This window comes from Aquimarina longa SW024, from assembly GCF_001401755.1.
Taxonomy (GTDB): Bacteria; Bacteroidota; Bacteroidia; order Flavobacteriales; family Flavobacteriaceae; genus Aquimarina; species Aquimarina longa.
In genome coordinates this window covers 214,138-232,579 of record NZ_AVQK01000018.1, presented here as the reverse complement: position 1 = coordinate 232,579, position 18,442 = coordinate 214,138, and the positions used below count along the sequence as shown (strand labels likewise).

Annotated in this window: 14 protein-coding genes and 1 tRNA gene; 9 read left to right on the top strand and 6 right to left on the bottom strand. The window is 33.2% G+C overall.

What is annotated here, in order from left to right; genetic code table 11:
• On the bottom strand, window positions 1-3,568 hold a 3,568-nt coding region (locus N456_RS04735; protein WP_062054422.1), incomplete at its 3' end, for a choice-of-anchor L domain-containing protein.
• Between the two features lie 227 nt (window positions 3,569-3,795).
• Window positions 3,796-3,868 (bottom strand) — tRNA-Phe (locus tag N456_RS04730).
• A gap of 97 nt (window positions 3,869-3,965) precedes the next feature.
• Here N456_RS04730 and N456_RS04725 point away from each other — a divergent pair.
• The 7 genes from N456_RS04725 to N456_RS04695 all read left to right on the top strand — a co-directional run bounded on the left by N456_RS04725 (window position 3,966) and on the right by N456_RS04695 (window position 11,727).
• Window positions 3,966-4,697, top strand: coding sequence for a type III pantothenate kinase (locus N456_RS04725; protein WP_062054420.1), 732 nt, complete (start codon window positions 3,966-3,968; stop codon window positions 4,695-4,697).
• Window positions 4,694-5,938 carry a BamG family beta-barrel-assembly machinery protein gene (gene bamG, locus N456_RS04720; protein WP_062054418.1) on the top strand — a complete coding sequence of 415 codons (1,245 nt, stop codon included), beginning with the start codon at window positions 4,694-4,696 and terminating at the stop codon, window positions 5,936-5,938. The genes N456_RS04725 and bamG overlap by 4 nt, the downstream gene beginning before the upstream one ends.
• A 21-nt stretch (window positions 5,939-5,959) precedes the next feature.
• Window positions 5,960-7,330 carry a tetratricopeptide repeat protein gene (locus tag N456_RS04715; RefSeq protein WP_062054416.1) on the top strand — a complete coding sequence of 457 codons (1,371 nt, stop codon included), beginning with the start codon at window positions 5,960-5,962 and terminating at the stop codon, window positions 7,328-7,330.
• Window positions 7,330-7,887 (top strand): LPS export ABC transporter periplasmic protein LptC, encoded by a 558-nt coding sequence (gene lptC / locus N456_RS04710; RefSeq protein WP_082422430.1) that lies wholly within the window; start codon window positions 7,330-7,332, stop codon window positions 7,885-7,887. The genes N456_RS04715 and lptC overlap by 1 nt, the downstream gene beginning before the upstream one ends.
• 16 nt (window positions 7,888-7,903) lie before the next feature.
• The gene (locus tag N456_RS04705; RefSeq protein WP_082422429.1) at window positions 7,904-8,098 is read left to right on the top strand and encodes a hypothetical protein; all 195 of its coding nucleotides are present in this window, start codon (window positions 7,904-7,906) and stop codon (window positions 8,096-8,098) included.
• 3 nt (window positions 8,099-8,101) lie between these two features.
• A complete protein-coding gene (locus N456_RS04700; RefSeq protein ID WP_062054410.1) occupies window positions 8,102-9,370 on the top strand; it encodes a hemolysin family protein in 1,269 nt (422 codons plus the stop codon).
• Between the two features lie 230 nt (window positions 9,371-9,600).
• Window positions 9,601-11,727, top strand: a complete 2,127-nt coding sequence (locus tag N456_RS04695; RefSeq protein ID WP_062054408.1) for a peptidylprolyl isomerase — start codon at window positions 9,601-9,603, stop codon at window positions 11,725-11,727.
• A gap of 205 nt (window positions 11,728-11,932) precedes the next feature.
• Here N456_RS04695 and galE read toward each other — a convergent pair whose 3' ends face one another.
• Together galE and N456_RS04685 are read right to left on the bottom strand one after the other, a co-directional pair.
• Window positions 11,933-12,949, bottom strand: a complete 1,017-nt coding sequence (gene galE, locus N456_RS04690; RefSeq protein WP_062054406.1) for a UDP-glucose 4-epimerase GalE — start codon at window positions 12,947-12,949, stop codon at window positions 11,933-11,935.
• A gap of 42 nt (window positions 12,950-12,991) precedes the next feature.
• Window positions 12,992-13,447 carry a GAF domain-containing protein gene (locus tag N456_RS04685; RefSeq protein ID WP_062054451.1) on the bottom strand — a complete coding sequence of 152 codons (456 nt, stop codon included), beginning with the start codon at window positions 13,445-13,447 and terminating at the stop codon, window positions 12,992-12,994.
• Window positions 13,448-13,690: 243 nt separating this feature from the next.
• On the opposite strand from N456_RS04685, the gene N456_RS04680 reads away from it, so the two are divergent.
• A complete protein-coding gene (locus N456_RS04680; protein WP_082422428.1) occupies window positions 13,691-14,236 on the top strand; it encodes a DUF3347 domain-containing protein in 546 nt (181 codons plus the stop codon).
• A 186-nt stretch (window positions 14,237-14,422) separates the two neighbouring features.
• Complete coding sequence (locus N456_RS04675) at window positions 14,423-15,190, top strand: M15 family metallopeptidase (RefSeq protein ID WP_062054402.1); 768 nt, start codon at window positions 14,423-14,425, stop codon at window positions 15,188-15,190.
• Window positions 15,191-15,289: 99 nt separating this feature from the next.
• On the opposite strand, the gene aceA is transcribed toward N456_RS04675, so the two are convergent.
• Together aceA and aceB are read right to left on the bottom strand one after the other, a co-directional pair.
• Window positions 15,290-16,567 carry an isocitrate lyase gene (gene aceA, locus N456_RS04670; protein WP_062054400.1) on the bottom strand — a complete coding sequence of 426 codons (1,278 nt, stop codon included), beginning with the start codon at window positions 16,565-16,567 and terminating at the stop codon, window positions 15,290-15,292.
• Between the two features lie 83 nt (window positions 16,568-16,650).
• Entirely contained in the window at window positions 16,651-18,249 is a 1,599-nt protein-coding gene (aceB, locus tag N456_RS04665; RefSeq protein ID WP_062054398.1) for a malate synthase A, read from the bottom strand.
• Between the last annotated feature and the right edge of the window lie 193 nt (window positions 18,250-18,442).

Sequence of the window (18,442 nt, the reverse complement as noted above, 5' to 3'; positions counted from 1 at the left end):
CGGCATCTGCCGGTAGTGTTACAGTGACATCTACAGGACCAGTAGCTTCACTAGTACTGATGACCCCATCGTTATTGGTATCTTCAGTAATGACTACTGTTGGTGCAGATGGAGCAGAGGTATTTATAGTTGCTGTATCATTAGCTGATGTTCCTTGATTCCCTGCTTGATCTGTTACAAATGCAGTTGCAGTAATCGTTCCGTTATCTCCAGGATTCGGGAAGTTTACAGCAATGTTTCCATTGGTAATATCAGTAGCGGTTAGGGTTACATTTTGAGTGTTTCCGTTTCCATCTGTTATGGTTACGATATCTCCTGCAACGGCATCTGCCGGTAGTGTTACAGCTACATCTACAGGACCAGTAGCTTCACTAGCACTGATGACCCCATCGTTATTGGTATCTTCAGTAATGACTACTGTTGGTGCAGATGGAGCAGAGGTATTTATAGTTGCTGTATCATTAGCAGATGTTCCTTGATTCCCTGCTTGATCTGTTACAAATGCAGTTGCAGTAATCGTTCCGTTATCTCCAGGATTCGGGAAGTTTACAGCAATGTTTCCATTGGTAATATCGGTAGCGGTTAGGGTTACATTTTGAGTATTTCCGTTTCCATCTGTTATGGTTACAGTATCTCCTGCAATAGCATCTGCCGGTAGTGTTACAGTGACATCTACAGGACCAGTAGCTTCACTAGTACTGATGACCCCATCGTTATTGGTATCTTCAGTAATGACTACTGTTGGAGCAGATGGAGCAGAGGTATTTATAGTTGCTGTATCATTAGCTGATGTTCCTTGATTCCCTGCTTGATCTGTTACAAATGCAGTTGCGGTAATCGTTCCGTTATCTCCAGGATTCGGGAAGTTTACAGCAATGTTTCCATTGGTAATATCGGTAGCGGTTAGGGTTACATTTTGAGTATTTCCGTTTCCATCTGTTATGGTTACGGTATCTCCTGCAACGGCATCTGCCGGTAGTGTTACGGTGACATCTACAGGACCAGTAGCTTCACTAGCACTGATGACCCCATCGTTATTGGTATCTTCAGTAATGACTACTGTTGGTGCAGATGGAGCAGAGGTATTTATAGTTGCTGTATCATTAGCTGATGTTCCTTGATTCCCTGCTTGATCTGTTACAAATGCAGTTGCAGTAATCGTTCCGTTATCTCCAGGATTCGGGAAGTTTACAGCAATGTTTCCATTGGTAATATCAGTAGCGGTTAGGGTTACATTTTGAGTGTTTCCGTTTCCATCTGTTATGGTTACGATATCTCCTGCAACGGCATCTGCCGGTAGTGTTACAGTGACATCAACGTTTCCGCTCAATTCACTAGCACTGATGACCCCATCATTATTGGTATCTTCAGTAATGACTACTGTTGGTGCAGATGGAGCAGAGGTGTCTAAAGAGTATATCTGTGTATCAGTATCAGTGCTTGAAAATCCTCCACCATTGGTTGTGGTAACACTTCCTTCTACTGTAAGGTCAGGATCATTTTCTAAATCTGAACCAGAGACAGAAATATTAAATATCCCTGAAGAATTTACAGGTCCTGTGTATGACGTGCCATTAATTGTTAATGTAACAATATCTCCGTTATTGAAATCCCCTGTAACAACACCTGTAACATTTACATTTGCAGAAGCTTCGACAGTATTTACAACATTATCAGTTGTTATATCATTTATTGTTAGGATTGGTACGGCATCAGAAATGTCGCAAATTCCATCACCATCACTATCTGTGCCATCATTTGCAGGATCTCCTCCTGAATTATTAGCTCCACTATTGGTACAATCATCACAGCCATCTCCATCAGTATCTCTACAGCTATTTGGGTTTAAAGGAGCATTATCTCCGGTATCTATAACACCATCATTGTCATCATCAGGATCTGTTACATCAGGATCACCATCATTATCAGTATCAACTTGTACAGTAATATTTACTGTTGCATCATCACAAACAATAGGAGTAACTCCTGCATTACATACTTGGTAATTTATAGCCACAATATTTCCTTCCTCACCTGGGGCAGGAGTATATTCCATAACTCCTGTAGTTCCATTAAAACTTACTGTTCCTGTAGCAGTTCCTGAATTTAAATTTGTAATTGTTGTATTAGCACTTGGAATAAAATCATCGTTAGTAAGTATATTAATTGTTCCTGTGGTACCTTCTACGATGTCTATTGAGTCATTTAATGCTGTTGGAGTTACGTCATTAGGATCTGTTACATCGGGGTTTCCATCATTGTCATCATCTGGGTCACAACCATTAAGGTTAGCATCATTATCGGTATTGGGACCTACCTCAAGAAAATCTACTGTAGAATTACTATCGGTATCTTCGGGACTTGTGTAGGGAGCTCCAATAACTCTACCATCTGCAGTAGTTGAAGGAGGGTTTCCTGTTCCGTAATATCCATTTCCATCTGTATCAGCTGTTTCTAAGTTGTAAGCTTCATTTGCATCAGGACAATTATCGCCATCAGAATCACTATCTAAATGATTGGCAATCCCATCACCATCGGCATCAAATGCAGCCTCTACAGCATTGTCGGTATCTCCAATACTATTGTCATTATCATTGTTATCTAAATATAAAGGAACATTATCTCCATCGTTATCAGTATCAGGATCTACTCCTCCTGATTCTACAGTGTCCAAAATACCATCATTGTCATCATCTATATCATTTACAGCATCAAATTTACCATCTCCATCGGTATCATAAGCTGCACGAAATACTTTTATAAATACACCAGAATCCCATTGTGAATCTCCAACATCTGCCATTGCCATTTTCATAGTATAGGTTACACCAGAAGTAAGAGGTAAAGTAGCAAAAAGTTTTACACTAATACCATCATATTCTATAAAAACAGAGCCTGCGGAACCATCATTGTTATCGATGTGCAATGTTGATTGAGAAAAATCACAACTAGTTCCATCTGCATTAGAACCCGATGTTCCATTATTAATAGTGTTAACTGATACTACAGCATTATTAGGTAATAATGCTATGTTTTGTGTTGCAGGTAAGTCTCCACCTGATACAAAAAAACCAAAGGCATCATTAAACCTAGAGCAAACATATTCGGGGTATTCATCTGATGCAAATTGATATTCTATCACTACACCATCTCCATCTGTTGTAAACTCAAATTGATAGGCTGCCGTATCAAAATCGGCAGTACTATCTATTAAGTTAAGGTCAGGATCTGGACCTTCATCTACTTGATTAATTGTTGTATTAGTTTCGTTGTTGGATGTAAAAGCTGTTGTAACATTTCCTGTGGTAAGAATAATTCCACTTTCTAATTGTAAGTTGGCACCAGTTACTCCATTTTCAAAAGTTCCGAATTGATCATTTGCACCATATAAGATTTGCTGGTTAGATACAGAAACACCTATTCCTAAAATTTGGTTACGAAGATCATTCGCATCAGCAGAATTGTTTGTGACAGTCGCTTGGCTATAAGAGATTCCGTGATAAAATAAATAAATTACAAAAAAAAGTAACTTATTCCTGTATGACTTTAAAAGTGTTGGGGTTATCATAAGGCGTGGGGGTTATGTAAGACTTAGTGTTTCTCTATATTAAAGTGTAAATATATTTAATTAACATGTATTTAACAGTTATTTTGTATTAAATATACACAATAATCAGATTAAATGCATTTTTTAACGATTAAAAACACATTTATATTAATTAAAATACTTTTTATCTTGTAAGAAACAAAAAAACCGTAATTATTTTCTAATGAAAATATTACGGTTTTTAAAGGTGGTGCCTCCAGGAATCGAACCAGGGACACAAGGATTTTCAGTCCTTTGCTCTACCAACTGAGCTAAGGCACCTTGTTGTAAGCGGATGCAAATATATAAACCTTTTTTGAATACACAAAATAAAAAATAAAAAAAATCATTTTGTATTTTTACAAAATACAAATAAGATATGAACCTTGTTATTGATGTCGGGAATACATATACGAAACTTGGAGTTTTTGAATTCTCAAAAATTATTTATAAGAATAGTATAAAACAATATGAATTTAAAGAGGCAATACAACTAATTAAAGAAGAATATCCTTTGATTACTAATGCTGTAATTTCTTCTGTGTCTAATCTGAATAATGATCAGATAGGATATGTTAAAACTCTTTTTGAAACACTTGTAGTAAATTTTTTAGTTAAAATGCCATTTAAGAATATGTATGAAACACCAACTACGCTTGGAATCGATAGATTAGGGCTAGTTGCAGCTGCTGTAGGTCAATATCCAAATAAAAATGTATTGGTTATAGATGCAGGTACGTGTGTGACATATGATTTTAAAAATCAAAAAGAGGAATATCTTGGAGGGGCAATATCACCAGGGATAAGACTACGATATGAAAGTCTTAATAATTATACAGCAAAATTACCTTTATTAGAAATAGAGGATCCAGAAAATTATATAGGAAAAAGTACAGAGCAAGCAATACATTCAGGAATAATTTTTGGTATTTTATATGAAATTGACGGTGTAATTGACCAATATTGCAACATTTATCCTGATTTAACAGTTATTTTAACCGGAGGAGATGCACATTTTTTGTCTAAAAGATTAAAAAATAGCATATTTGCCACTTCTAATTTTTTGTTGGAAGGATTAAACTACATTTTAGCTTTTAATAATAATAAATGATAAAGAAGATTTTAGTGATTATATTGGCACATGTTGCCATAACATCTTACGCTCAGGAAGGTACTTCTTCTCCATATTCTTTTTATGGAATAGGGATACCTAAGTTCAAGGGAACAGTAGAAAACAGGTCGATGGGGGGATTGAGTGTACTTGGAGATAGTATTCATTTAAATCTTCAGAATCCAGCATCTTATGGAGATTTAAAATTGACAACATATGCAGTAGGAACATCATACCGCAGTTTTAAGATAAGTAATGCCAATAAGTCATCTTCTGGTGATAATGCATCTTTGGATTACTTAGCAATAGGTATTCCTGCAGGAAAATTTGCTTTTGCTTTTGGGATTGCACCTCTTACCTCTGTAGGGTATAAACTTAATGCTATTGAGAGCGATAATAGAGAATCTCAATTTATAGGAAAAGGAGGATTGAATAAAGTTTTTTTAGCTACAGGAGCTAAGATTTATAAGGGTTTAAGTATAGGTTTAGATTTAAATTATAACTTTGGGAGTATTGAGAACAAAGCAATATTAAAAAGACCAAGCCTTCAGTTTGATACAAGAGAAATAACGAATTCAGATTTGTCATCTTTTACAATGTCTTTTGGATTAATGTATAAAACCATGATAACCGAAAAATTAGAATTAGTTGCATCTGCAGTATCTACTCCCTCTTTTAAATTAAAATCAAATGGAACCAGAGAATTTGCTACCATAGTAATTTCTAATAGCGGTCGAGAGAATGTGGTAGGAAGAAAAGAAATTAAAATAGATGATCAAGGAATAAAATTACCATCAGAGTTTAAATTTGGAGGAGGAATTGGTCAACCTAGAAAATGGTTTATGGGAGCAGAGTATGCGCATATGAATGCTGAAAACTTTACTAATGTATTACCAGGGCAGACTGATGCTGTATATAAAAATGCATCGAAGTATAAGGTAGGAGGATATTATATCCCAAGGTATAATTCATTAACAAGCTATTTAAGTAGGGTGGTATACCGTGCTGGATTTCGTTATGAAGAAACAGGATTGACTATAAAAGGAAACTCTATTGACGAGTTTGGCATGTCTTTTGGAGTAGGCTTACCAGTTGGAAGATTATTCTCTAATGTTAATATCGGTTTTGAGTATGGTCAGCGGGGAACGACGGATATGGGATTAGTTAAAGAAGAGTTCTTTAATGTTTCTTTAAGTTTGTCAATGAATGACAAATGGTTTAGACAACTAAAATTTAATTAAATACAAATAATTACTACAGTTATGAATACTAAAGTTTTATTTACGATAGCAACAGGGTTAGTTTTAAGTACTGGAAATTTAAGTGCTCAGGCTACAGATTGTGCTACTACGGCTTCTATAGCCTATGAGCATGCTAAAGTAAAAAATTATGACTCTGCAGAAGAGCCATTATGGAAAGTGAGAAAAGAATGTCCTACATATAGTGTTGCTACATATCAATTTGGACAAAAACTATTAGAAGCAAAGTATAAAAAAGCTCCTGCTGCAGAAAAAACAGCTCTTGCAAAAGAAATAATTGCTTTATGGAAAGAGCGCCTACAATATTTTCCTGCAAAAACTAAAATTGGGGATATGTATTCCCATATAGGTCAGTTGATGTATGATAATAAAATGGGAACTAAAGATAGTCAGTTTGCAGAATTTAATAAAGCATACACAAAAGATAAAGATAACTTTAAGCGACCTAAAAAACTATATACGTATTTTTCTCTTTTTGTAGATCTTCATGGTGAAGGGAAAAAAGAACTTCAAGAAGTTTTTGACTTATATGATGATATCACGGAAAAAATCGAAGATGAAGAAAGTAGGTTAGCAAAAATAATTGCAGGATATACAGAAAAAGAAGAAGCTGGAACGACATTATCATCAAAAGAAAAAAGAAAACTGAAAAATGCAGGAATCAATTTGACTGCTTTTAGTAAAGTAAAAGCTGGAATCAACCAGAAACTAGGAGAATTGGCAGATTGTAAAAATCTTATTCCTTTATATAACGGCCAGTTTGAAGCTAAAAAATCAGATGCTAATTGGTTAAAAAGTGCTGCAGGGAGAATTTCTTCAAAAGATTGTACAGATGATCCATTGTTCTTTAAACTTGTAGAGGCATTACATAAAGTAGAACCTTCTTCAAAGTCAGCTTATTACTTAGGAATCTTAGCTTTAAAAGATAAAAAGACTTCAGTAGCATTAAAGTATTTTAATCAGTCTGCAGAATTAGAAACTAAAGCTAGTGATAAAGCTAAAGTATATTTTAAGATAGGAGAAGTAATGAAGAAACAAGGAAGTTATGGAAAAGCAAGATCATATTATAAAAAGACACTTGCTCAGAAACCTTCTATGGGAGTTTGTTACCTTAGAATAGCAAGCATGATAGCAAGTAGTGCGAATAACTGCGGAGCTGATGTATTTAGTAAAAGAGCTGTATATTGGTTAGCAGAAAATTATGCTCGAAAAGCAGGGAAAGTAGATCCAAGTTTAAGGTCTACTGCAGCTAAAACGGCCGCTAGTTATAAAGGTAGAGCTCCTTCAAAAACAGATATATTTAATAATCCAGGGATAAAATCTGTAAACGTTGGATGTTGGATAGGAGAAACCGTTAGAGTTCCAAAATTATAATGCGGAATAAAAATAAATATATACTAACAAACATTGTCATAGCATTTGCTGTGACAATGTTTTTTTCATGCCAATCAATACAAAAGAATACTAAAAAAGGGCTTGTTGATAAAAGTATGCCTATTGCAGAAGCTTTTAATGTAAATCTAAAATATACAGATTCTGGAAAGCTTACGGCAATCCTCAAGACTTCAAGAATATTAGACTATTCTAATGAATCTTTTGCGTATCATGAGTTTCCAGAAGGTATTGTTTTGGATATTATTGATAAAGAAGGTAAAATAAGTGTAGTTACATCAGATTATGCTATTTCTTACCAAGAAACAGGTTTGATTGATATGAGAGGTAATGTGGATATACAAACAGCAGACAGTACTCATATACAAGCAAAGCAATTGTATTGGGATCATAAAATTAATTGGGTTTTTACAGATCAAGATTATAAAAGTTATTTACCAGATGGTTCAATTAATGAAGCAGATGGTTTTGATGCTAATCAAGATTTGACTATCTTCAATTCAAGAATTAATGACGGAGTAATGTTTATAAAAGAATAATCCACGATAGTATGTTATGATGAAAGTATTTAGATTTTTTGAATATGCCTATTTAGCTATAATGTGTTTTTTTATATATCAGGCATACATAGAGTGGAATCAAGAAGGAGGGAAGAGTATCCTCTATCTTTTTTTTGCGGGAGCTGCAATTTTTATGTTTTTCTTTAAAAGAAATTTCCGAAAACGTTTTGATGCCAATAAGAAAGACTAATTAATGGAATTGCATATCACTGTTATTGTATTTTCTCTAATTCTTTCGGCTTTTTTTTCTGGAATGGAAATAGCCTATGTCTCTTCTAATAAAATTCATATAGAGATAGAAAAAAAACAAGGAGGCTTTATCTCTAACATTCTTGCTCGTTTAACAAAAAAACCTTCTAAGTTTATCGCTACAATGTTAGTTGGTAATAATATATCCCTAGTAGTGTATGGGTTTTATATGGGAGAAGTATTGATGAGGATTATCGAAGGGTATTTTCCTGAAATGGTAGGTAGTGTTAATTTGTTATTGCAAACAATTATTTCTACTTTAATCATCTTAATTACTGCAGAATTTTTACCTAAAGTCTTTTTTCAAATATATTCGAATACACTGCTTAAAGCATTTTCATTTCCTGCTTATGTTTTTTATCTTTTTTTCTCCCCTATATCCTCATTTGTAATTTGGGTTTCAGATTTTGTATTAAAAACATTTTTAAAAACTGATGGAGATAAAGTTCAGTTAGCTTTTAGTAAAACAGAATTGGGAGATTATATAAATGAACAAATGGAAACCGTAGAAGAAGATGATGAAATTGATAGTGAAATTCAGATTTTTCAGAATGCTTTAGATTTTTCGGATGTAAAGTCACGAGAAGTGATGATTCCAAGGACAGAAATAGTAGCTATAGAGAAATTACAATCTATAGAAGAGGTAAGTAAGTTGTTTATAGATACCGGGTTGTCAAAAATAATTGTATATAATATTACGATAGATGATATTATAGGGTATGTGCATTCTTTTGAATTGTTTAAAAAGCCAGAATCCTTAAGAGCAATACTTATTCCTGTAGTTTTTGTTCCAGAAACTATGTTTGTTAAAGATGTTCTTAATCTTTTAATGAAGAAGCATAAAAGTATGGCAGTAGTAATTGATGAATATGGAGGAACTAGTGGAATCATTACAGTAGAAGATATCGTAGAGGAGCTTTTTGGCGAAATCGAAGATGAGCACGACTCTATAGCACTTATAGAAGAGCAATTATCAGAAGATAACTATCGGTTTTCTGCCCGAATAGAGGTTGATTATATAAACGAAGTATATAAATTAAACCTTCCTGAAGACGAAAATTATGAAACCCTAGGTGGTATGATTGTTAATCATACAGAAGAAATTCCACAACAAGAAGATGAAGTGAAAATAGGAGTTTTTAAGATTAAAATTATAGAAACTTCTAATACTAAAATTGAAATCATTGAACTACAGGTAGTTCCTGAAGATTGAGGAAAAAAGAGTCATTGAGATAATTATTTATAGATGTAAATATGTTTTATTACGGTTTGTAAGTAAGAAAACAACGGGCATTACATAATTTTATAGTTGTAGTAGTAATACAATTCTTCATTAAACATAGAAAGCATAAGAACGTCATAAGACTTTCAGGTTTTTTAATTGGTATTATTACAATAAAATGGTACTTTCGCGGACTGTATTTGAACAAATTATAACATACCATGGCAGTTTTAAATAAAATCAGACAACGTTCAGTGTTTTTAATTGTAATTATAGCACTAGCACTTTTTTCTTTTGTATTAGCAGATTTGATCCGTAATGGAGGAGCTATTTCTCAGAAAGCTGAAAATACGATAGCATCAATAAACGGAAAAGAAATTGATAGAACCGATTTTGCTAAAAAAGTAGAATTAGCATCAAGAAGTTTTGGAGGAGGAGCATCTAGTATCCAAGCGGTGAACTATGTATGGAATCAAGAAGTGAGAGAAAAAGTTTTTGAAGAGCAGTTGGATAAATTGGGTGTTATAGTAGGAGAAGATCAGGTAAACCAACTATTAGAAGAATCATTAGCGAGTAACCCAACTTTTCTAAACGAAGCAGGAGTTTTTGATAAAGCCAAAATGCAAGAGTATGTAGCCAATGTAAAAGCAACCTCTCCACAAGCGTACCAACAATGGTTAGATTTTGAAGCATCTGTAAGTAAAGGAGCAAGAGAAAAGGCTTATCTTAATATGATAAAAGCAGGTGTAGGATCTACATTAAAAGAAGGTGAGTTAGTTTATAAAATGGAAAATGATAATGTAGATATTAAATATGTGCAACTCCCTTTTTCTGCAATTGAAGATACAGAAGTTACAATAACAGATGCAGAAATTAAAGCATATATTAATTCCCATTCTGACCAATATAAAGCAGAACCTTCTAGAAGTATACGTTATGTGATATTTAATGAAGTTCCTAGTGAGGAAGATGAAAATCAAGTAAAAACAGAAGTTGCATCATTATTAAATGATAAAGTAGAATTTAATAAAGCAACAGAAAAAACAGATTCTGTTTTAGGGTTTAGAAGTATTGATGTAAAAGATGCAGAAGATTTTGTAAAGCAAAATTCTGCGATAAAATTCGATGCTAACTTTAAATTTAAAAAAGACTTACCAGCTGCTGTGGCGGATACACTTTATAATCTTGAAATAGGAGGAGTGTACGGTCCTTATAAAGATGGAGATCATATTAAAATATCAAAAGTAGTTTCGCAAAAGCAGATGCCTGATTCAGTAAAAGTAAGTCATATATTGGTTTCTTGGGAAGGACTTGGTACGGCAGGTGATATAAAACGTACTAAAGAAGCAGCAAAAGAATTAGCTGATAGTATCGTTAATGTGACCAAAAGAGATAAGACTAAATTTTCTGCTCTTGCGGCAAAGTTCTCTGCAGATAACTCTAACAAAGATAAAGGAGGAGATTTAGGATATTTTTCACCAGGTAGAATGGTTCCTGCATTTAATGATTATTGCTTTAATAATAAAACAGGAGATCAAGGAGTTGTAGAAACACAATTTGGATATCATGTTATTAGTATAGAAGATCAAAAGAATGAGCAAAAAGCAATAAAAGTTGCTACAGTAGCTCATAAAATTGAACCAAGTGAAAAGACAATCAATACTATTTTTACTGAAACAACTAAATTTCAAATTGCAGCAAAAGATAAAGATTTTGAAGAGGTTTCTAAAGAGAATAAATTAACAGTACGACCAGTAAATAAAATTAAGGAATTAGATGAAAATATTCCTGGATTAGGAGCAAAAAGAACAATCGTACAATGGGCTTTTAAGGAAGAGTCTAAAATAGGAGAGATAAAGCGTTTTGATATTCCGGAAGGATATGCAGTGGTTCAGATAACTGCAAAATCAGATCAAGGATTGATGAAAGTTGAAGATGCTAGTGCTACTGTAAAACCAATACTAATTAAAGAAAAGAAAGCAGAGAAATTAAAAAGTAAAATCTCTGGAACGACATTAGATGCAATCGCTCAGAGCCAAAACCAAACTGTAAAAGTTTCTTCGGCTTTAAATATGAAAACACCAACTATAAGTGGAGCAGGGACAGAGCCAAAAGTTGTGGGAACTGCATTTGCTCTAGAAGAAGGAGAAATATCTAGTCCTATTATTGGTAATAATGGAGTATATGTTATAGAGGTAACAAAGAAAACCCCTGCTAGCGGTTTAGATACGTATATGAGTTATGCATCACAGGCTTCTAAGACTCAGGCAGGAGCAGTTGATACGAAAGTCTTTGAAGCGTTAAAAGAAGCTGCTGAAATTGAAGATAAAAGATCTAAATTTTACTAAAAACAGATAATTAACAATTATAATATAGTAAAAAATCCTGAAGAACTTCTTCAGGATTTTTTTATGACTAATTATTTACCTTAAAATTGAGGATTAATACTGAACCAATTCTTAACTATATATGAAAAAAGGGTCCAACTCTAAAAAAGTCAAACCCTCGGTATTTTAAGTTGCACACTTAATGAAACGGCGGTATCCTTATTTTTTAGTTTCTAACTTTCTGTTCCCATTTCCAAGCAGAACTAAGTGAATTATCTAAGCTACTTTGTGCTTTCCATCCTAGATCATTATTAGCTTTAGAAGTGTCTGCATAAGCTGCAGTAATATCACCTTCTCTTCGATCTACTATTTTGTAATTTAACTTTTTGCCAGATACTTTTTCAAAGGATTGTATAACTTCTAATACAGTACTCCCTGTTCCTGTTCCGACATTAAATACTTCGTAGTTAGAGGTGTTTTTACTTTCTAGTAATCGTTGTAATGCAACTACATGAGCCTTAGCAAGGTCTACTACATGTATGTAATCTCTTATGCAAGTTCCATCAGAGGTAGGGTAGTCATCACCAAATACTGATAATTGCTCTCTTAATCCAATTGCTGTTTGCGTAATGAATGGTATTAAGTTCTGAGGTACTCCAATAGGTAGTTCTCCAATTTCTGCTGTAGGGTGGGCTCCGATAGGATTAAAATATCGTAGCGCAATAGCTTTTAGAGAAGGAGTTACTCTACAAGTATCTCTTATGATTTCTTCTCCAATCTGTTTTGTATTTCCATAAGGAGATTCTGCTTCTTTAACAGGTGCATCCTCAGTAATAGGTAATTCATCTGCTTGTCCATAAACGGTACAAGAAGAACTGAAAATAAAATGAGAGGAAGCTTTGTTGGTTAATTCTTGAAGAAGATATACTAGTGTAGATAGATTATTTTCATAATATAGCAAAGGGTTTTCTACACTCTCCCCAACAGCTTTTGAAGCAGCAAAATGAATTACCCCTTCGATATCATTATGACGAGAAAAGAATTCTTTAACCTTTTCTTTTTCTCTAAGATCAAATTTTTCAAAAATAGGAGATTTTCCTGTTACTGATATAATTCCTTTAATAACTTCTGGAGAAGAATTAGAGCAATTATCGATAATAACGACATCGTATCCTTTATTTTGTAATTCTACGACAGTATGAGACCCTATGAACCCCAATCCTCCCGTGACTAAGATTTTCATATGCAAAATGATTTAGTATTTGTGCTAACGAAGGAACAATAATTAAAGGATTTTAGCAACTTCTTGATTTACAAATTCTAGAAATCTTTCATCTTTTTCTGTAAAAGGGTCTGGAGTCTCAGAATCAATATCAATCTGGCCTATGTTTTCTCCATCTTTAAATAATGGAATCACTATTTCTGATTTAACAGTAAGGCTACAAGCAATATAATTATCTTGTGCTTGCACGTCAGGAACCACAAAATTTTGGTTAGAAACAGCGACTTGACCACAGATTCCTTTTCCAAAAGGAATAATAACATGATCTGTTTCTTCCCCGACATAGGTACTAAGCTTTAATTCTTCTTTATCACCATTTTTAAAATAAAAACCAACCCAGTTATAATAGTCAATAGAATCATTGAGTAATTTACAGATCAGATGTAGTCTGTCTGTAACAGATTGGTCATTGTTATTAAGTATTTGATACACTTTTGGTTTTAACTCTTCGAATAACATTTTTTGCATTTTTTACAAAAATATCTAAAATATTTAGAAAAAATGGACAATCATTATTGAATACCTCTATCATATGATAAGCTTAAGAGTTCGTTATCTGTTTCTGGTGTTTTTGTCAAATATGAAGTACTTTTGTTTTTTTTTAGCTATATTTTAGAATGCATTAGGACTAAAATTTTGATCAAAAATGTGAAGCTTATTTTAGGTTTAATATAATTTAATAGAAATAAAAATTAGAAATTGATGAAGCTATTCTTTAAGGCAATGATACTAATATTAGTGGTAATTACTTCTTGTAAAACGGATAAAAAACCAGAACCATATTCTGAGGAAGAACTCAATAATGAAGCTATAGATTTAGATACTACTGATTCTAGGTCAGAGGTTAAATTTTCTGACATAAAAGATCAAGAGGTATATGATTTATATCTTTCTATAAAAAAAGCTTTAGTGAATTCTAAAAGTAAAGAAGTACAAGTAGTAGCAAAAAAAATAGAAATTGTTTTAGGAGATACGGAAGAGGATAAACAGCTAAAAGCAACAAGTAAACTGATCTCAATAACAAAAGATATTAAAAAACAACGAGATTTTTTTGTTTCATTAACAAATGAGGTTGAAAAAAGAATCAATAAATCTAACATCATATCAGGAGAGATATATAAACAATTTTGCCCTATGGCTTTTGGTGGAGAGGGTGGCTATTGGTTATCTGATTCTAAGGAGATTAGAAACCCTTATTTTGGGAATAAAATGCTTGTTTGTGGTCGTGTAGAAAAAATAGTAAAATAATTTAATATCCTGTTTTTTAGACGATTAAACAGGTGAGTGTTTCAATAATTAAAATGTAAGAAAAAACCTATTATAAAATATTAATTATATTTAAAAAAATCAAGTGGATGATTAGCTTAATTTTGAGGGAGATTTGGCTATAAAGTACCTTGAGTAATTTTTTAATTGGAATAAAACGGAAACAATATGATTGCAGGAAAATTAACTTTGATAATTTTTTCGATGCTGTTTTTTTCCTGTACTGAAGAAAAGATAGCTTTTGAACCTACAGCTAAGACTAGGGTTCTTATAGAAAGATCTAAAGCATTGCAGTTACGGGATAAAGAAGTAGAACAAAGTTTACTTAGAAAAAAGGATTCTATAGAAATGCTTCAAGGCACTTCGGATATAATTAAAGGAAGTGTAAATGAGGAAGATTTTGTAAATATAGAGGATATATCCAGTGATTTTATTTTGGATATGAAGTATGCCACTTCTGATAATTTTTTAAAAGAAAAGGTATATTCCTGTGCAAAATGCTATGTTAGAAAAAAAGTGGCAGAAGCACTTGTAAAAGCAAATAATGATTTGCTTAATCAAGGATATAGGATAAAACTATTTGATTGTTATCGCCCATATAGTGTGCAAAAAAAAATGTGGAAGATTTTTCCTAATCCAGGCTATGTGGCAGATCCTAAAGGTGGATCTATACATAATAGAGGGGCAGCGGTTGATATTACACTAGTAAGATCAGCAGGTGGACATGTTGATATGGGAACAGACTTTGACTATTTTGGGAAAGAAGCACATCATTCCTATAATAAATTCTCAAAAACGGTACTTGGTAATCGTAAGTTATTACGAGAAACGATGGAAAAACATGGTTTCAAAATTATAAGAACAGAATGGTGGCATTATAATTTTAAAAGTAAGACACGATTTAAAATATCAGATTTTAGATGGGAGTGTGAGTGATATTTTTTCTAGTGGAATGATCAAAATAAAAACGACATTCACCTTGATGAATGTCGTTTGAAACATAATTATAAAGAATCGGAAAAATTATGCTTTTTTCTAAAATTGTTCTACCTCTGTACTGCCTTTCATAGCAACAGTAGAAGATCTTCCTGATGTAACGGTGTTTTGTACTGCATCAAAATAAGAAGTTCCTACAAACCCTTGATGCTTTACGGCTCTAAAACCATATTTTTGTAGTGCAAACTCTCTTTCTTGTAATTCAGAATATCCCGCCATTCCTCTTTCTTTATATGCTTTAGATAATTCAAACATACTAGTATTTAATGCATGGAATCCTGCTAATGTTATAAACTGAAATTTATATCCCATAGCTGCTAGTTCCTCTCTAAAGGTTTCCATTTCTTTAACAGAAAGTTTTGTTGCCCAGTTAAAAGAAGGTGAGCAATTATATGCAAGCATTTGATCTGGATATTGAGCATGTATAGCTTCAGCAAATCTACGTGCTTGTTCTAGATCAGGGTTACTAGTTTCCATCCAGATTAGGTCTGCATACGGAGCATATGATAAGCCTCTGTCGATACCTTGTTCGATCCCATTATTTACATGAAAAAATCCTTCGGCGGTACGTACTCCTGTTATAAATTTTCTATCTCGTTCATCTACATCACTAGTAATTAGATTAGCAGCGTCAGCATCGGTACGAGCTATAATTATTGATGGGACTCTCATTACATCTGCTGCAAGGCGAGCAGCTACTAGTTTATTAATAGCTTCTTGGGTTGGTACTAATACTTTTCCACCTAAATGACCACATTTTTTAGCAGAGCTTAGTTGATCTTCAAAGTGAACTCCACTGGCACCAGCTTCAATCATCGCTTTCATTAATTCAAACGCATTTAAATTCCCTCCAAAACCTGCTTCTGCGTCGGCAACAATTGGCACTAAATATTCCTTTTTGTTTTCTTCTTCATTAACAGTTTGGATTTGATCAGAACGCAATAATGCGTTATTGATTCTTTTTACTACTTGTGGAACACTATTTACAGGATATAGAGACTGATCCGGATACATTTGTCCAGCAAGATTAGCATCGGCAGCAACTTGCCATCCACTTAGATAAATAGCTTCTAGCCCAGCTTCTACCTCTTGTATAGCCTGATTGCCTGTTAGTGCACCTAGTCCTGCTACAAACCCTTGTGTTTTTAGTTTTATCCATAATCTTTCTGAACCTAATTTTGCAATACTATGTTCAATAGTATAAGATCCTTGTAATTTTATTACTTCTTCTGCGCTATAAGGTCTTTTAATATTTTTCCATCTTGGATTTGTAGTCCAATCGATAATCAACTCTTCTATTCTTTGTTCTGTATTCATGACTTAATTATTTACATATTATTAGTATTTGATTTAAGATTCAGGAAATAGATTTTTGTGTATTCTATGATATTGAATCTTTTTTATAAGTATTGATATGCCTTATTCGTAAGGAATTCTTCAAATTTTTCTGTGGTTACTAATTTGTGAAAAATTTCAATGGCATTTTGATAGTTTGTTCCTTCGAATAAGGTGTCGCCTACTTGTTTTTTAATTACTAGTAGTTCATCTTTAAAAAGAGTTTCAAATAAGGTAACATCAAATATTCGCTTATCTTCTAATACAACCTCACTTTTTAGCCATTGCCATATCTGGGTTCTGCTAATTTCTGCTGTAGCAGCATCTTCCATAAGATGATATAAGGCTACAGCACCATTCCCTCCTAGCCAAGAAGCGATATAATGGATACCTACATTAATGTTTTTTTGTATCCCTTTTTCAGTTATGATTCCTTTTGGAATTACTAATAAATCACTTTCGGTGATTTTTATATCATTTCGTTTTACATCTATCTGATTAGGACTAGGCATATAAGTGTTAAATACTTGCATTGCTAATTCTACCATTCCTGGATGAGCTACCCATGTGCCATCATGGCCATTTTTTACCTCACGTTCTTTATCTGCTTTTACTTTGGTAAAAGCTATTGTATTGCTTTTTTTATCATTTTTAATAGGTATCTGTGCGGCCATACCCCCAATAGCTAAGATGTTTCTTTTATGACATCTTTGAATTACCAACTTGCTATATGCATCCATGAATGGGCTTGCCATGGTAACCTGAGAACGATTGGGAACTATAAAATTTTTATGATTTCTTAATTTTTTAATATAGCTAAAGATGTAATCCCATCTTCCGCAATTCAATCCTACAATGTGATCTTTTAATGCATAAATGATTTCATCTAGTTGAAAACTCGCTGTAATAGTTTCTATTAATACGGTAACTTTTGTGGTGCCTTGCTCGATTCCTAGATATTCTTCAGAAAAATCAATTACATCATTCCACCAAATAGCTTCAGTAAAATGCTCTAATTTTGGGATGTAATAGTATGGTCCTGTGCCATTTTTTTTAAGCTGCTGATGATTATGAAAAAGATATAACCCAAAATCAAATACAGAAGCAGATATTTCTTGATTATGTATTAAGAGATGTTTTTCATTAAGGTGTAAGCCTCTAGGTCTTATAATTAGAACTGCAATTTCTTCTTTGAGCTGATATGTTTTGTCTTTTTTTGAATCATAGAATGAAATAGTTCTATTGATAGCATCTTTAAGGTTTTGCTGACCTTGTAGACAGTTTGTCCAAGTTGGAGCATTGCTATCTTCAAAGTCAGCCATAAATGTTTTGGCTCCAGAGTTTAGGGCATTGATAACCATTTTTCTGTCTACAGGACCAGTGATCTCTACTCGACGATCTTGTAAATCCGTTGGAATTGAGTTGGCTGTCCATTCACTGTTACGAATCTCTTTAGTGTTTTCTGGAAAAGAAGGGTGTGTCCCTAAATCATACAACTGTTGTTGATGTTCACGATTTTTTAAAAGGACCAATCGTCTTTCATTAAAACGATTTTGTAACGCTTCTAAAAAGATTAGTGCCTCATCAGTTAAAATTTCTGAATGATAATTTTTAACCTCTTTAGTGAAGCTAATTTTCTGACTAAGATTTGTTTGAATTTCCATCTGTTTAAAAGTTTAAATGACTGGTTAATCCATTGATGTGATGCGCCTGCCAATGATGATTTTTCTTAAATGCCCATTATGAGCTTCCATAACTATTATCGTTTGAGATAACAATAGTATAAAAAAGTTTTTTATAAAACAAGCGAACGTTCGCTAAATGCGAACATTTATTTTTTTCATTGTTTACGCAAAA

Bases quoted from the DNA above. Each gene is read 5' to 3' on its own strand.
- N456_RS04695 (WP_062054408.1), top strand. From the start codon at position 9,601: ATGGCAGTTTTAAATAAAATCAGACAACGTTCAGTGTTTTTAATTGTA.
- bamG (WP_062054418.1), top strand. From the start codon at position 4,694: ATGATAAAGAAGATTTTAGTGATTATATTGGCACATGTTGCCATAACA.
- aceB (WP_062054398.1), bottom strand. From the start codon at position 18,249: ATGGAAATTCAAACAAATCTTAGTCAGAAAATTAGCTTCACTAAAGAG.
- lptC (WP_082422430.1), top strand. From the start codon at position 7,330: ATGCGGAATAAAAATAAATATATACTAACAAACATTGTCATAGCATTT.
- galE (WP_062054406.1), bottom strand. From the start codon at position 12,949: ATGAAAATCTTAGTCACGGGAGGATTGGGGTTCATAGGGTCTCATACT.
- N456_RS04700 (WP_062054410.1), top strand. From the start codon at position 8,102: ATGGAATTGCATATCACTGTTATTGTATTTTCTCTAATTCTTTCGGCT.
- N456_RS04685 (WP_062054451.1), bottom strand. From the start codon at position 13,447: ATGTTATTCGAAGAGTTAAAACCAAAAGTGTATCAAATACTTAATAAC.
- N456_RS04715 (WP_062054416.1), top strand. From the start codon at position 5,960: ATGAATACTAAAGTTTTATTTACGATAGCAACAGGGTTAGTTTTAAGT.
- N456_RS04680 (WP_082422428.1), top strand. From the start codon at position 13,691: ATGAAGCTATTCTTTAAGGCAATGATACTAATATTAGTGGTAATTACT.
- aceA (WP_062054400.1), bottom strand. From the start codon at position 16,567: ATGAATACAGAACAAAGAATAGAAGAGTTGATTATCGATTGGACTACA.
- N456_RS04675 (WP_062054402.1), top strand. From the start codon at position 14,423: ATGATTGCAGGAAAATTAACTTTGATAATTTTTTCGATGCTGTTTTTT.
- N456_RS04705 (WP_082422429.1), top strand. From the start codon at position 7,904: ATGATGAAAGTATTTAGATTTTTTGAATATGCCTATTTAGCTATAATG.
- N456_RS04725 (WP_062054420.1), top strand. From the start codon at position 3,966: ATGAACCTTGTTATTGATGTCGGGAATACATATACGAAACTTGGAGTT.